This is a genomic window from Candidatus Binatus sp. (genome assembly GCF_030646925.1).
In the GTDB taxonomy this organism is placed as follows: domain Bacteria; phylum Desulfobacterota; class Binatia; order Binatales; family Binataceae; genus Binatus.
Genome location: NZ_JAUSKL010000036.1, coordinates 16,756 through 32,171 on the forward strand (window position 1 = coordinate 16,756; position 15,416 = coordinate 32,171).

At 59.9% G+C, this 15,416-nt stretch carries 13 protein-coding genes and 1 tRNA gene; 8 read left to right on the forward strand and 6 right to left on the reverse strand.

Going from position 1 to position 15,416, the window contains the following annotated elements:
- Window positions 1-163: 163 nt before the first annotated feature.
- From Q7S58_RS06000 to Q7S58_RS06025, 6 genes are all read left to right on the forward strand, one after another.
- Window positions 164-2,251, forward strand: coding sequence for a thioredoxin domain-containing protein (locus Q7S58_RS06000; RefSeq protein ID WP_304821992.1), 2,088 nt, complete (start codon window positions 164-166; stop codon window positions 2,249-2,251).
- Window positions 2,252-2,260: 9 nt separating this feature from the next.
- On the forward strand, window positions 2,261-3,214 hold the full coding sequence (locus tag Q7S58_RS06005) for an endonuclease/exonuclease/phosphatase family protein (RefSeq protein ID WP_304821996.1): 954 nt from the start codon (window positions 2,261-2,263) through the stop codon (window positions 3,212-3,214).
- Window positions 3,215-3,291: 77 nt separating this feature from the next.
- The gene (locus tag Q7S58_RS06010; protein WP_304821999.1) at window positions 3,292-4,386 is read left to right on the forward strand and encodes a glycoside hydrolase family 172 protein; all 1,095 of its coding nucleotides are present in this window, start codon (window positions 3,292-3,294) and stop codon (window positions 4,384-4,386) included.
- A gap of 432 nt (window positions 4,387-4,818) precedes the next feature.
- The gene (locus Q7S58_RS06015) at window positions 4,819-5,214 is read left to right on the forward strand and encodes a hypothetical protein (RefSeq protein ID WP_304822002.1); all 396 of its coding nucleotides are present in this window, start codon (window positions 4,819-4,821) and stop codon (window positions 5,212-5,214) included.
- Window positions 5,215-5,364: 150 nt separating this feature from the next.
- Window positions 5,365-5,462 (forward strand) — tRNA-Pro (locus tag Q7S58_RS06020).
- An 81-nt stretch (window positions 5,463-5,543) separates the two neighbouring features.
- Window positions 5,544-6,539 (forward strand): IS1595 family transposase, encoded by a 996-nt coding sequence (locus Q7S58_RS06025; protein WP_304822005.1) that lies wholly within the window; start codon window positions 5,544-5,546, stop codon window positions 6,537-6,539.
- 108 nt (window positions 6,540-6,647) lie between these two features.
- Here the strand turns inward: Q7S58_RS06025 and Q7S58_RS06030 are convergent, their stop codons facing one another.
- The 6 genes from Q7S58_RS06030 to Q7S58_RS06055 form a co-directional block, all read right to left on the reverse strand.
- Window positions 6,648-7,064: a hypothetical protein gene (locus Q7S58_RS06030; protein ID WP_304822008.1), complete on the reverse strand. Its 417-nt coding sequence runs from the start codon at window positions 7,062-7,064 to the stop codon at window positions 6,648-6,650.
- Window positions 7,061-7,504 (reverse strand): Panacea domain-containing protein, encoded by a 444-nt coding sequence (locus Q7S58_RS06035; RefSeq protein WP_304822011.1) that lies wholly within the window; start codon window positions 7,502-7,504, stop codon window positions 7,061-7,063. The genes Q7S58_RS06030 and Q7S58_RS06035 overlap by 4 nt, the downstream gene beginning before the upstream one ends.
- A 217-nt stretch (window positions 7,505-7,721) precedes the next feature.
- Window positions 7,722-9,143: an amidase gene (locus tag Q7S58_RS06040; protein ID WP_304822014.1), complete on the reverse strand. Its 1,422-nt coding sequence runs from the start codon at window positions 9,141-9,143 to the stop codon at window positions 7,722-7,724.
- 28 nt (window positions 9,144-9,171) lie between these two features.
- On the reverse strand, window positions 9,172-9,390 hold the full coding sequence (locus Q7S58_RS06045) for a hypothetical protein (protein ID WP_304822018.1): 219 nt from the start codon (window positions 9,388-9,390) through the stop codon (window positions 9,172-9,174).
- Window positions 9,391-9,476: 86 nt separating this feature from the next.
- On the reverse strand, window positions 9,477-10,037 hold the full coding sequence (locus Q7S58_RS06050; protein ID WP_304822021.1) for a hypothetical protein: 561 nt from the start codon (window positions 10,035-10,037) through the stop codon (window positions 9,477-9,479).
- Between the two features lie 16 nt (window positions 10,038-10,053).
- Entirely contained in the window at window positions 10,054-12,369 is a 2,316-nt protein-coding gene (locus Q7S58_RS06055) for a CaiB/BaiF CoA-transferase family protein (protein ID WP_304822024.1), read from the reverse strand.
- Window positions 12,370-12,609: 240 nt separating this feature from the next.
- Between Q7S58_RS06055 and pstS the strand changes: the two genes are divergently transcribed.
- The gene (gene pstS, locus Q7S58_RS06060) at window positions 12,610-13,647 is read left to right on the forward strand and encodes a phosphate ABC transporter substrate-binding protein PstS (RefSeq protein ID WP_304822027.1); all 1,038 of its coding nucleotides are present in this window, start codon (window positions 12,610-12,612) and stop codon (window positions 13,645-13,647) included.
- 167 nt (window positions 13,648-13,814) lie between these two features.
- A complete protein-coding gene (locus Q7S58_RS06065; protein WP_304822030.1) occupies window positions 13,815-15,410 on the forward strand; it encodes a cell envelope integrity protein TolA in 1,596 nt (531 codons plus the stop codon).
- Window positions 15,411-15,416: the final 6 nt, after the last annotated feature.

Genomic DNA, 15,416 nt, shown 5'->3' on the forward strand with positions numbered 1-15,416 from the left:
AAAAATATTCGAAACCTCACGCAGGTTTCGAGCTTCCCGTTGTAAAAAAGATGCGGGCTTCGCCCTGTTCGTAAAAGAAGGTGAACCGAGTGTCGGTCGCGACGATTCACCTTGCGTGATAGTTTCGTTAGAGAGACAGCAAAGAAAAAATCCGAGAGACTCGATGAGCGACGAGAACAAATCTGCGAGCCACGTTGATCGCAAACCCAATCGGCTGATCAAAGAGCAGAGCCCGTATCTGCGCCAGCACGCATACAACCCGGTCGATTGGTACGCGTGGGGTCCGGAAGCGCTCGCGCGGGCGAAGGCCGAGAACAAACCGATCCTGCTTTCGATCGGTTACTCGGCGTGTCACTGGTGCCACGTGATGGAGCGCGAGTCGTTCGAGAACGAAGCGATCGCGAAACTGATGAACGATAATTTCGTATCGATCAAGGTGGATCGCGAAGAGCGCCCCGACCTCGATCAGATTTACATGGACGCGGTGCAGATGATCACCGGGCGCGGCGGATGGCCGCTCACGATGTTCCTCGCGCCGGATGGGCGTCCGTTTTTTGGCGGCACCTACTACCCGCCCGAGGATCGCCAGGGGATGCCGGGATTTCCGCGGCTGTTGCTCGCGGTGGCGCAGGCGTATCGCGACGGCGCGAAAGAGGTCGTACACAATCTCGAGAAGCTCACGCAGGCGCTCGGCGCGCTGACCGATTATCAACCGACCGGCGGTGACCTGAAGCCTGGTCTGCCCGCCGAGGCGGCGCGCGCGCTCGCGACGCATTACGACAGTATCCACGGTGGAATCGGCCACGCGCCCAAATTTCCCAACACGTTCGTGTTCTCGCTCTTTCTTCGCGTCTATGCCGGCGAGGGCGACGAGTCGATGGCGGAAATGGTGCGGCACACGCTCCGCAAGATGGCGCGCGGCGGGATGTACGATCAGATCGGCGGCGGCTTTCATCGTTACAGCGTGGACGATCGATGGCTGGTGCCGCATTTCGAAAAGATGCTCTACGACAACGCGCTGCTGTCGCGGCTGTATCTCGACGCGGGCGGCGCGCTGAACGAGCCGGAGTTCATCGGCGTCGCGAGCGAAATTCTCGACTATGTCCTGCGCGAAATGACGAGTCCGGGTGGCGGTTTCTATTCGTCCCAGGATGCCGACAGCGAAGGTGAGGAAGGAAAATTCTTCGTCTGGAGCGTCGAGGAGGCCGAGGCTATTCTCGGGCCTGGCTTGAGCGATATCGCGGAGCGATATTTCGACCTCTCGGTCGAGGGGAATTTCGAAGGCGCGAATATTCTGCATCGCACGATCGAGCCGGCTGACGCGGCGCGGATGTTCAAGATCTCCGAAGATGATCTCGCGGCGAAGCTGAACCAGATTCGCGAGAAGCTGTTCGCCGCACGCGAAGAAAGAGTGAAGCCGGGCCGCGACGACAAAATCCTGGTCGCGTGGAACGCTATGATGATCGGCGGATTTGCCGAGGGCTACCGCGCCGTGCACGACCGGCGCTATCTCGAGGCGGGCGAGCGCGCCGCCGATTTCATCATGACGAAAATGTGGGACGGGCGATCGCTCAAGCGCTCATACAAGGATGACGTTGCGCGCCACAATGCCTACCTCGAAGACTATGCTGAGCTAGCCAGCGCGATGCTCGATCTTTACGAGGCGTCGCTGAATCGAAAATATCTCGCGCAGGCTCGAACGCTGGCGGGCGTGATCCTCGAGCGTTTTATCGATCGCGAAAAGGGTGGGTTCTTCTTCACCTCCGACGATCACGAAGCGCTGATCACGCGCTCGAAGGCCGCCTTCGATGGCTCGACGCCGTCGGGCAACAGCGCCGCGGTGATGGCGCTGCTCAGGCTGCACGGTTACACCGGCGAAAAATCGTATCGCGTCGAGGCCGAGCGCACGCTCAAATTGTTCCGCGAGTTTATCGAGAAGCAGCCGTTCGGGTTTTCGCACATGCTCGAGGCGGTCGATCTCTATCAGCGCGGACCGACGGAAATCGTGCTGGTCGGCGGTCGCGATTCCGCCGAGTTGCAGGAATGGATCGAGCGGCTCGGGCTGATCTATGTGCCCAACATGGCGCTCTTCATCGCCGATCCGGCCGGCGCCGATGGCGGTTTCGTTCCCGAGCAGGTGCGCGGGAAACGCCAGCTCGACGGCCGCACGACGGCGTACGTCTGCCGCGAGCATACCTGCACCGCGCCGATCGCTTCATTCAAGGAACTCGCGCGGGAGCTGGCCGATTAGTTTGCAGCGATGGAAGGCCGAGCGCGCGATCTGACTGCTGCCCGCAATACGCCCGCGCCGTTCATTTCGCCGATCGTCACGAATCGGCCGGCGCTCGCGCGGCGTTCGTCGCGGTTGCGAATCGTGCTGCTGAATGCCGCCGGCGGCGCGCAATTGGCGGTGATCGAGGCGTGTCTCCGGCGTCCGCCGCTCGACGACGCCGACGTGATCCTGCTGTGCGAGGCCGATCGCGGAATCCGTCGATCCGGCGTGCGCGACGTTTCCGGCGATCTGGCTGCGAGCCTCGGGATGAGTTGCGCGTACGTGCCCGAATACAAGGTTGGCCGCGACGGCCTCGCGTTCATGGGCAATGCGATTCTAAGCTCCGCGCCATTCGAAGATGTTGAAGCGGTCGCGATGCCGAGTGCGTTCACGCATGTGATGAGCCGCCAGATGAAGCGCTACTCGTACACGGGGATGCCGACGGGAATTTTGGCGACCGCAAAGTTCGGCGGCGAAAAGCTGACGATCGGACTGGCGCATCTGCATAGCCGATGCACCCCGGCTGAGCGCGAACGGCAGCTAGCCGCATACATGGCCGCGTTCCCCGCCACGGGCCGCGCGATTTTCGGCGGCGATTTGAACACCACGACGACCGACCTTCTGAGCGCGTCCTCCGTAGCGCGACTCGGAGCCGCGATGCTGCTGAACTCACGGCGTTTTCGCTCGCCCGTCCGGCACGAGCCGTTGTTCGATCGAATGCGCGAGCGCGAACTTCGAATCGAGGGCGCGAACGCCGACAATCGCGGCACCTTCACGTTCTCCGGCATCATCCCGCGCGTATTCAGGCCGAAGCTCGATTGGCTGGCGCTCCGCGACTTGCGTCCGTTGCCGCGCACCGCGCGGGTCGTCCCGCCGCGGTTATCGATCTTCTCGCGGCGCGCGTCCGATCACGATTTCATCGCCGTCGATGTCGCGCTTTAGATCGCTCGCGGCATTATCCTTCCGCATCGCATCGCCACCAGACTAGAATGCGCGGCGTTCGGAGGAGGGACCGCACGATGGCGTCATTCAACGGCCTCGGGATGCATCTCGGCAACCTGCCGATGCTTTCGTCGGCAATCACCCGTTCCATCTCACCCGAAAATCCGACCGGCGAACCCGGCAAGGGCGGGATGGCGATGCCCGATGAAAAAAGCCCGGCGCGCAAGCTCGGCCAGGGCTGGAAGGTTTCGCCATACATTGTAATACAGCCGGGCGAAGTGCGATCGATCGCCGATATCGCGGGCGCCGGCGCGATTCAGCAAATCTGGATGACGCCGACCGGAGCCTGGCGCTCGAGCATCCTCAGGATTTACTGGGATGACGAGCCGGCGCCGTCGGTCGAGTGCCCGGTCGGCGATTTTTTCGCGTGCGGATGGAACAAGTACGCGCAGATTTCGTCGCTCGCCGTATGCGTCAATCCGGGCAGCGCGTTCAATTGCTATTGGGAGATGCCGTTTCGCCGCCGATGCCGCATCACGATGACTAACACCGCCGAAACCGCGATGGTGCTCTACTATCAGATCAATTACACGCTGACCGAAGTTCCCGCCGACGCCGCGTATTTTCATGCGCAGTTCAGGCGCGTGAATCCGCTCCCCTACAAGAATGTGTACACGATTCTCGACGGCGTGCGCGGCCGCGGACAGTACGTCGGCACCTACCTCGCGTGGGGCGTGAACAACAGCGGATGGTGGGGCGAAGGCGAGATCAAATTTTTCATCGACGGCGACGCCGAGTTCCCGACAATTTGCGGAACCGGCACCGAAGATTATTTTTGCGGCTCGTACAATTTCGACGTCGGCAAGGAGCATGGCGGATACCGCGAGTTCACGACGCCATACGTGGGACTCGCGCAGGTGATTCGGCCCGACGGGCTTTATAATTCACAGCAGCGCTTCGGGATGTATCGCTGGCATATCGCGGATCCGATTCGGTTCGGGCGCGATTTGCGCGTGACGATCCAGGCGCTAGGATGGCGCGGCGATCCTCGAAGGGGCGCCGAGTTCCTGCCGCTGCAGGATGACATCGCGTCGGTTGCGTACTGGTATCAGACCCTGCCGGCCGTTCCGTTCCCTGCCCTGCCGCCGCCGGATTATTTGCAAGTGATTTGACTTGATGGTGATGGTAGGTCGAGGATCCTTTTGTGGCACGGGCTTCAGCCCGTGAAGTTTGGCTTCTTTCTTCCGTCATCAGCGCCTGTGAGTTTTTTCGAAGTGCGTGCGACTCACCATTGTTGTCATTCTGAGGCGGAGTCTGCGGAGCCGAAGAATCCCGGATCTTTTCTTCGCGCCGACTGCACCCTCACCGCCTCGGCGCTGCGCGCCTCATCTGCCTCTCCCGCAACAAAGGGGGAGTGTGTACTTAACGCAATCTCTTTAATTCCCACATGCATACCGCATGCATGCCAGCAGCTGGCACATAAGCTAGTTGCGGTTCGATTCCAGCGTGCCTATAATCCAAACACGCTTATTGCGCCGCATTCAATCGCGACTTGCGGCGGGACTATGTCCTTGGTAGAGTGGAGAGAGTCGGGGGTCAACTTTATGGAAACTGCCGAAAGAGAACGCCTTATTGCGCTTGTAGAGAAAGTTCTTCGACTGCGGGGGGAGCTGCGCGAAGCGGAGCGCGAGCTAGATCGATCGATGCCTCTAATCAGGGAAACGACAGTCCAGGAACGAAATGGGCAAGCGCAGCAGGCGCAAGTAGCTCAGACTGGATCGGGGAATTTGGTTGAACAAGTGATCGGCCTTTTGAATCGTAACCCGCATCGCGCGTTTTCTGCTGGCGATGTAGTGAAAGAACTTCACCTTCCATACGAACGCATGCATACGGTTCGTAGTACCCTCTGGGGAATAGCGAAGAAAGGGCGAATTGTGAATTCAGCGCGAGGTAAATTTTGTGCGGCCAATTCTCAGCATGTAGAGAGCGAGGAGGCATAAGAGGAATAAGGAAAAAACGACGGCTCAGACCGCATCTCTCAAGGACCGTCTGAGCCGTCAGAAAAGCGTGGGGCGGTTATGGTTTCTGCGGGTAGCCCTAGCCAAGCATGCCGCAGGGAGTTCGAATCTCCGCCGCTCCACCGGAACAACCGGAGCGTGGCGAAATAGCAGACGCGCTGGCCTTGGGAGCCAGTGGGCAGTAACCGTTTAGCGCGGTGCCCGTGCGGGTGCAAATCCCGTCGCTCCGACACTTGCTACATCTAGCAAATCTTTCTATATGTAGCAACATAATATTTGACTCAAGTATCGAATTATGAGATAGTCTTGTCATGGCAAGGAATCAAGGCTCAGTCGCTCAGGCGAAGTCGGAGATCGTTCGGCAGTTACCACGCGCTTGCGCCGATGAAACTTTGGCTGTCGAGTTTCTTGAAGAACAGCGTTGGTCGGAAATGGGCGCATGCTGCCCGCATTGCGGTGATACCGACGTTTACAAGATGAAGGATCGCAAGACGGCGGAGCGGAACAAGCGGTTCCTGTGGCTCTGCAATGGCTGTAGAAAACAATATACCGTGCGCGTCGGCACGGTATTCGAGGACAGCCGAATCCCGCTTCGCCATTGGTGTTACGGATTTTGGGCCGCAGCCGCGAGCAAGAAGGGAATTAGCTCAAAACAGATCCAGCGCATGACGGGACTCTCGTACAAATCCGCGCTGTTTATGATGCACCGAATTCGATTCGCGATGACGCCAGACTTGAAGACCGCGCGGAAATTGACGGGAACAATCGAAGCTGACGAAACCTATATCGGTGGCCAAGCGAAGAATCGCCACGCCAGCGCATTGAAACAGCGCCGGGGCGGATGGGACAAGGCAACGGTGATTGCGATGGTCGAGCGTGGCGGGAACATCCGTTCTTGGCATGTTCCTGATGTGAATATGCACAATGTTGGCGCGATCATTCGGGCAAACGTAAATCCATCAGCATCGACTCTGATGACGGATGAAACTTCGCTCTATCGCACAGTGGGGCCAGAATTCGCAGGCGGCCATCACTCCGTCAGCCATCGGAAAAAGGAATATGTACGCGGGCACGTTACAACCAACAGCATCGAAAGCGCGTTCTCGCTTTTGAAGCGCGGTCTTTACGGCACCTTCCACAGCGTCAGCCGAAAGCACCTGCATCGCTATTTGGGAGAGTTCGATTTTCGCTACAACGCGCGTAAGATCGAGGATGGCGAGCGGGCCGCGATGGCAATCCGAAGCGCCAACGGGAAGCGTCTGACCTATGCCGAACAAATCGGACAAACCGAAACCAAAACCGCGTAAGACTCCGGGGCCAAAGCCCGAAGTCTTGAAAATCGAGGGCGACTGGAAAAACGCAATGAAAAAGGCGCTCAAGAAAAAGCGCCCGGATGCAGGGTGGCCGAAGCCAGATTAATCGTGGTCGTAAAGCGAGAAATCGTGATCGAGCCACAAAACATGAAACACCTGGCCATCACGGTAGCCCACCATCGGAGCTTTTCCGGAAAAGCGGAATGCAATTAGGTTGACGTCCTCGGTGACGCTGGATGGCAACGATTGCCTGACTTGAGAGGGTTCTATCTTCTCAAATCCCATACCGTGTCGAGGAGCACATTTCAGTTGCGCCCAAGTTAGTCGAGAACGCTCCAAGAGAGCGCGCGCGAATTGGGCCTGATCACTTTGCTGGCAACTCGGCAAGCAATATCGCCCATCGTTCATTTGATGTAGGGCAAAGATAGGTGGAAGCTGATCGGTGGAAACGCTCGGTTGCTGCTGCCCTTTGATGTGCTTGCTGGTATCTTCGCGGGGGCGTTTGAATTTGCTGCTCACTTTTCAACGAGCGTGAGAAAAAAATCCATCAAACTATCTTCGGTAATCAGCCTATCCGATCTCGTTCGTCCTTGCTTCCAAGGCGTTTCTTCGTGAGTCATGTTCCTGAGCTTCCAAGCGGAATACTGGCCGTAGACGCTCCACACTTCGTCAAGCAGGTCGCGATCCGCAGGACTTATCTGCGAAGAATCGTAATCTTCCGGTACGGGGATGCCTGCGGCACCATAGTGGGAGTATTCGCGATACACCTTGGGAACTACTGGGCCATGAACCCAAGCCTCAATTGGCTCGTTGAAGATCGAGCGTTCGTTTATCGCGAGGCTAAATCCCTGAGCGTAGTAAAGAAGCTTCTGGAGCTTCATATTAGTCACAAGTTCACCCGCGTTGTCTGGATCAGAGAACGTCAGAATGTACTTGGCTATTAAACTGGCGGGATACATTGCGGGGCAGACCTCGAAACTTTGCCGTCGTTAACCGCCGCCTGCCCCTCCACACATCTCAATACCGACTTACTTATGCTAAGCGAATTAAAAGCGCAAGGTTCATCCTACACTAATTGCGTCAAGTACACACTCCCCCAACAAAGCGGGCGAGGCAAACAAGGATCCGGACTCTTCGAATGACAAAGTGCGAGAGCACGCACCGGGAAAAGCGCCGCTATTGAATTTCAGGAGGCGGCGGAAGCGCGCCGCGGGCGCGCTCGTATGCCGCTCCTACTTGCAGCACTTCCACCTCGCCGAACGGACGGCCGATTATCTGCATCCCGACTGGCAAGCCCTCGGGTGATAGCCCGGTCGGAATCGCCAAGGCTGGTTGTCCCGTGGCGTCGAAGCCCGACGTGAAGCGCAGAATTGCCTCGATCACGTCAACTGCCTGCTCTTGCGAATCGAAGATGCGGCCGCCGCCGATTTTCGGCGCGACGATCGCGCTGCCCGGCGCCACCAGCACGTTGTGATCGGCCATCGCGGCCTGCGCTTGCGCCAATGCCCGCGCACGTGCGCGCTGCGCGCGAACATAGCTGCTCGCCGGCGTCATCATGCCGATTTCGAGCAAGCGCCGAACGTCGTCGCCGTAGTCCTGCGGCCGCGTGCGCATCCATTCTTCGTGAATTTCGAGCGCCTCGCCCCACGTGATGATGCCGGTGATGACGCCGGTATGCCGCAGCATCGGGATGCTGACTTCATCGATAGTCGCGCCGAGCGATCGCAAAGTGTCGAGCGCCGCGTTGAATGAAGTCGAGACCTCGGCGCTGAGTTTGTCGTTGAGTTCGCGAATCACGCCGACGCGCATCCCGGAGATCCCGCGTTCGAGATTGGCGGTATAGTCGGGCACGCGTTCTCGGCTCGAGGTCGAATCGTTGCGATCGACGCCCGCGATCACTTGCAGCATCAGCGCGGCGTCGCGCACGGTGCGCGTGATCGGACCCGCGTGATCGAGCGTGTATGCGAGCGGCAATACGCCGTAGCGGCTGACGCGGCTCCAGGTCGGCTTCAAGCCGACGCATCCGCAGAGCGTCGCCGGGATGCGAATCGAGCCGCCGGTATCGGTGCCGATTGTCGCCGCGGCGCTGCGTGCGACGATCGCCGCCGCGGAGCCGCCGCTCGATCCGCCGGGAATGCGCTCGTGGTCGTACGGATTGCGCACGATTCCCCAGTGCGGATTCGACGACGTGATCCCGTACGCGAACTCGTGCAGATTGGTCTTGCCGAGCAGCACCGCGCCGGCGCGCGCGAGCCGCGTCCATACCGTCGCGTCGTGGTCGGGTTTGAAATCGCCAAGAATCTTCGAGCCGCCGGTGGTGAGGATGCCCTTTGTAAAGACAAGATCCTTGAGCGCGATCGGAACGCCGTGCAAAGGCCCGCGCCATTTGCCTTTGACGATTTCGGCCTCGGCCTTTTTCGCCATCTTGCGCGCGAGATCGTCGGTGACCGTGATGTATGCGCGGAGCGTCGCGTCGGTCCGTTCGATCCGCGCGAGGTAGGCCTCAGTCAATTCGACCGGAGAGATATCGCGATCGCGAAGTTTGGCCGAGAGCGTAGCTACGTCGAAATCGAGCAATTCGGATAATAGCGTTGACATCGAAAATGCCTCGGGATTGTTTTCGTCGTTACGATTTGATCTTGTTCAGCCGCGCCGCCTCCGTGAACAGGGTCGGATAGCCGAACGGCGGTTCGACTTCCTTAAGGCCGACCGCGCCGAGTTGGCTCGACAGCGTGAGCATCGCGCCCGCGCTATGAGCGATCGATTGCGCGTCGGCGTCGGAGACTTCGTAACCGAAGAGATCGCGCAAAACCTGCTTCACGGTTTCGCCTGTGACATTCGGCATTTTTTCACTCCCGCGATTGCGATGCGCGAAATGTAGCGCAGGTCGCGCGATATCGGATAGTCCGCGATGAGGCGACGCGGAATCGGCTACGCGAGCTTTTCGGCCGCGTCGAGAATCACCTGATACACGTGGCCGGCGTCGGACAGACCCACGAGCCGATATTGCTCGCCGCCAAGGATTTCCGGCGGAATCGAGGGATTCGTGAAGGGACAATAAGACGCGCGCCGAACGTGGTCGGTTGGCCGGCGAAATTCGAGATTGCTGCCGTGGCGCGACAGGCGAATCTGCGCCGCGTTCAATCGATCGAGGAAGACGCTTGCCGGTTCGCGGCTCCGCAGGCCCGATACGATCAACACGCGCAGGTTGGTGACGCCGTAAGATGTCGTCGCGAGATAGGCATGGAACACGAAGGCCTCGGCGATCAGCGCGAACACGATCGCCGCGAGCACGATCGAATTGACCTGCGCCTGAGTGGCGAGGCTTTCATCCGGCGGCATCGCGCGGAACACCAACGCCGCGACGCCGACGAGCACGATCAGCACGGCGCGGCGAATCAAGCCAGAGGTATCGCGCGGACGGCCACTCCAGAGAATTCGCTCGCCCGCCAGCAGATGCGGGCCGATGGCCTCGGCGGCGTCGGGCTCCACGTTTGCCTTGCCGCAGTTACTGCACGATTCGCGATGCGCGCAGCACCGCGATTTTCTCGGGCGAATAGCCGAGCATCTCGCGCAGCACCTCGTCAGTATGCTCGCCGAGCGCCGGACCGGCGCGATGGATCACAGTGGGCGTCGCCGAAAATTTGGTGAGCATCCCGGTTTGTCTGACGCGGCCCCACACCGAGTGCGGCAACTCCGCGATCAATTCGTTGGCGGCGACTTGCGGATCGTCGAACAGGTCCTTGAAGTGATTCACGACGCTCGCCGCCACGCCATTCTTCGCGAGCGCCGCGAGCGCGTCGGCACGATCGAGCCGCGCGAACCCTTCCGCGATCGAAGCTGCGAGCTTGCCCTCGTTCGGCTCGCGCGACGCATCGTTCCACGACAGACTCGGCAGCGCAGGCAGCGTCGAGCGCAGCGCTTTCCACCCCGGCTCATCGACGATCGAGATGAAGAGCCATTCCTGATCGCGGCATTTATACGCCCGCGCGAGCGCCGAACGACCGCGATGCTCGGCGGCACCATTTTCCATGTCGGGGCGGCCGTCGTAGAAGATGAACTCGCCCGCCTGGAACGCGATCGACGCCTGCAGCAGCGAAGTTTCGCAAAACTGGCCGCGGCCCGTGATTTCGCGCGCGCGCAGCGCCAGCACGCATCCGAACGCGGAGAGCATCGCCGCGCCGTAATCGCAGATCGCGCAGGTCAAATACACCGGATGCCCGTGCGGACCGCCCTGCGCCGCCATCACGCCGGAGTTCGCCTGCAGCAGCGGATCGAAGCCGGGCTGATTGTGCTCGGGGCCGCGATTGCCGAACGCATTCACCGACATATAGATGATGCGCGGGTTGCGCGCGGCGAGGCGCTCGTAGTCGAGTTCATACTTGCGCATCCGTCCGGGCCGGAGATTCTCGACGATGATATCCGCCTTGCCGACGAGCTCGTGAATGATCGCAAGGCCCTCGGGCGTCGTGAGATTCAGCGAGAGTCCGCGCTTGCCCTGGTTCCAGCCGAGAAAGCCAAAGCCGAAATGCCGAAACGAATCGCCCTCGAGGCTCTCGACCTTGATCACGTTGGCGCCGAGTTGCGCGAGAATCATCGGGCCGTACGAACCCGCGATGTAGCTCGCGAAATCGAGCACGGTGACTCCGGCGAGCGGGCTTTTTTCAGTGTGATGAGCGCCTATCACTGTCTCCGATCCGGAGGCATCGCGGAGCCATTCGAGCGCCCCGCGATCGTCGCCGAGCGCCGGCGCAGGCCCGAGAATCTCGCCCGGCGTGTCGTTCAGCCGCACCGGCAGGCCCATCTGGATCGTGCGGCCGAGCGCCGGATCGTCGATCTCGACGCGCATCTCGAGCGCGCGGGTCTGCGGATGCTCGATAAATTCCTGGCGCGTCAGCACCGGCGCGCAGGGAACGTCAGCCTCGCGCAGGATTCGAAGCCATTCGTGCCGCGGCTTCGTGCGGATGATCAGCTCGATGATGTCCTTCAGCGTCTGCCAGTGCTCGGTCGGGATTCCCCACGGCGCCTGCTCGAAACGCTCGTCGCTGACGAGGTCGGGACGCTCGATTGCGATCGCGAACTTGCCCCAGAAGGTCGGGTTGCCGCACGCGGCGAACAGATACTTGCCGTCCGACGCTTCGAACAATCGGTACACGGGAATCGGTCCCAGCGGATCCTGCGGACCGTGATACATGCTGGTCATCTTTTCGTGGCGCATGATGCCGCCGGTTTGCAGCGAGAATGCACCCGCGAGCAGCGAGACCTCGACTTGCTGGCCGGGTCTGTCGGCGCCGCGCGCGAGAATCGCCGCGACTGCCGCCGTCGCCGCCATCACTCCCGCGGAATAGCTCGCCGCCGGAAATACCAATGCGACCGGATTAGCGCTGCGCGCCCATTGACTGCCCGTGATGCCCGAGCGCGCCGCGACCAGGTCGTCGTGCGCATCGAAGTTCGCATCCGGCCCGCGACTGCCGAGCGCCGGCACCTCGAGCGCAATCGCGCGCGGATTGATCGCTCGAATCGAATCGTAGTCGAGCGCCAATTCCTTGAGCCGCTTCGGGGTGAAGCCCGTGATGACGATATCGGCCCATCGGAGCAGTTGCTCGACGCGTGCTCGCGATGACGGCGAATCGAAATCCAGTTCGAGCGAGCGTTTCGAGCGATTGAGCACGTGGAAGTGCGGCGTGCCGCGCGACGGCGAACCGCCGCGCGCCTCGACCTTGATAACGCGCGCGCCATTTTCTGCGAGCAGCATCGCCGCGTACGCGGAACCGAGGTTCGCGTCGAATTCGACAACATTCATGCGATCGAGGGCGTGACTCATCGAGGGCTCACTCGGGGAAATTTCGGTCTGGATTGTCGTCGAGCAGGCGTCAAAATAGCAAATGGTCTCCGCGGGGACTCGTGGAGTCGCTGCACACTGTTCAAATCTCGCGTTCGAGATGAGAATTATTCAAGTGAGGGACATCGCCGGTTCATCATCCCTTAACCTTGAATCCTTAACTTGGTCGGCGAGCACCACCTTGCGTGGAGGCAGATGACTAACCTGAGGGAAAAGCAAACGATGCAGAAACGACGACTGTTACCGGTGCTACTTGGTGTGATCGCGATCGCGGTCGGCGGATTCGAGCGATCGGCTCGCGCCGATTTGCTGATTAACGGCGCTGGCGCGACCTTCCCGTATCCGATCTACTCGAAATGGTTCGACGTTTACGCGAAAGAAAATCCCGGCATCAAGTTCAACTATCAATCGATCGGCTCCGGCGGTGGCATTCGGATGCTGTCGAATCGCACCGTCGATGTGGGCGCGACCGACGCGCCCCTGACCGACGCACAGCTCGCCGCCGCTCCGGCAAACATCCTGCATTTTCCGTCCGTAATGGGCGCCGATGTGATCGCCTACAACCTGCCGGACTTCAGCGGCACGATGCGCCTGACAGGGCCGGTCATCGCCGACATCTTCATGGGCAAGATCACCAAATGGGACGACGACAAGATTAAGGCACTGAATCCCGGCGCGTCGATTCCTTCGACCGACGTCGTGGTATGCCATCGCTCGGACGGTAGCGGCACCTCGTACATCTTCACCGACTACCTATCCAAGGTTAGTCCTGGCTGGTCGTCTGATGTCGGCAAAGGCACCTCGGTCAAGTGGCCGGCCGGACTAGGCGGCAAGGGCAATGAAGGCGTTACCGCCCTGGTCCAGCAGACGCCCGGCGCGATCGGCTATGTCGAGTTGATTTACGCGCTCAACAACAAGATCCCGTTCGCCGAGATTCAGAACAAGGCGGGTAACTGGGTGCAGGCGAGCCTTGAAGGTGTGACCGCCGCGGCCGCATCGGGCTCAGGCAATATGCCGGCCGATTTTCGCGTGTCGATCACGGAGGCGCCGGGAGCCGACGCTTATCCGATCTCATCCTTCACGTGGCTGCTGGTCTATCAGAAGCAGACCAAGAAGGACGTCGGCGAGCAGATCAAGAAATTTCTGCAGTGGGCGCTGCACGACGGACAAAAATACGCGCCCGAACTGAAGTACGCGCCGCTACCGGCGGCAGTGGTTCAAAAGGAAGAGGCACAGCTGCAGACAATTCAGGTTCCTTAGGCAGTAGGTAGCGACAATCGAAGTGAATCGATAACGGCCTTTGGCCGCATCGCGGAGGTGTGTCCGCGATTCAGGAAATCAGGACGTGGGAGGGAAAAATGATCATAGGTGTGAGACTCGCTAGAAAAGGCAAAAGGAGCTCTGTCGGGATCCTTGGCGTCTTGCTGATGCTTGCCGGACTGCTAGCGCCAGCTATCGTGCAGGCTGCCAGCGACAAGACGGTCACGCTCTACGCCGATCCGGCTACCGGCCAGGTCTTCATGAAGCCGGCGCGCAATCGCGTCAGGATCGGCGACTACATCCCGGCGCAATCGACGCAGGAGATCGAGCGCCGGATCGAGATGAAGACCCAGCAGCAGCTTGAGCAAGATCGCAATGCGATGAAGGCCGAGATGGAGCAGCGCCGCGTTCAGCAGCAGCAGTGGAACGCCGAGATGGCCAAGCAGGTCGGCGAGATACAGCCGTTCGCGCGCGAGTTCGGCGATCGTTGGTACAAGAAGATCTCGGTCGGCACGCTGGTCTTCGCCGACTATCGCTACATGACTCACACCGGCTTTGGGCCAGGGTTTCTCGATACCCCGCAGACCTGGCCGGGGGTTGGGAACAACAGCTTTAGTTCGTTCGACATTTCGCGAGCTTATCTGGATTTCAAGTTCACGCCCGACGACAATTTCATGATGCGCGTTACCACCGACGCTTACGCGACCATCGGGACTGCCAGCGGCGATGCAGTCGGCAAGAACACCAGTTGGGGGAGTCAGCTCGACGGTAACCTCGGTATCCGTCTGAAGTACGCCTATCTCGACTACAACACCTTCTTCAAGAAAGTGCTCAAGGTCGCGCCGATGAGTGAAGACAAGTTCACTTTCGGCCAGGAGCAGAACCCGCTAGTCGATTGGGAAGAAGCCCTCTATGGCTTCCGCTACGTCAATCTGATTCCGTGGAACTATCTGAGCCTAAGCTCGACGCAGGACGGCTTCTCGATGAAGGGTCCGATCAAGTTCAACGAGTTGCAGTACGCCGACTATGACATCGGCGTGTTCAACGACGCGAACTTCCATCAGTTCGAGCAGAGCAACTACAAGCAGGTGATGGGTAGAATCTCAGCCTACCCCTTTGGCGCCAAGTCGCGCTTCCAAGGCCTGGGCATCACCGGCTTCTACAACTACGGCTATGCTAATAAGCCGGCCGATCTAAATGGCGGCCCCAACAACGCCGGCCGCACCGGCAATCTGCAGCGCATCGCAGTGCTGATGCACTATACGGCGGAGACCTGGGGAATCGCGGGCGAGTGCGACAGCGGCCACAACGCGTTCAGCAGCGGCAATATGTTCTCAGGCAGCGGTCCACTCGATCAGTTCACGACGCCGGCGAAGCCTACGGGCTTTGCGCAATTCGACACGATGGCGAAAGGCATCCTCGACAACGGCCAGGCGAACCAGGAAGGATGGGATTTCTTCGGCCACTACGACATCCCGCACACTCCGTTTACGATATTCGGCATGTACCAGCAGTTCCTGCCGAATACCAACGCGAGCAAGAACCCGCTCGACTTCTACCGATGGGTAGCTGGTGTTCAGTACCTGGTTAACAAGAACCTGCGTTTCGCCATTGACAGCCAGAACCTGACTTACTATCACGACCAGTTCACGTTCCCGGGCAGCGAGTTAACGGCTCTCTCCGGAAAGGGGCAAAAGGACACTGAATTTGCGGTGCCGCGCGACACTCACGCGTTGATGCTGAACATGGAGTTCAAATACTAACCCGAA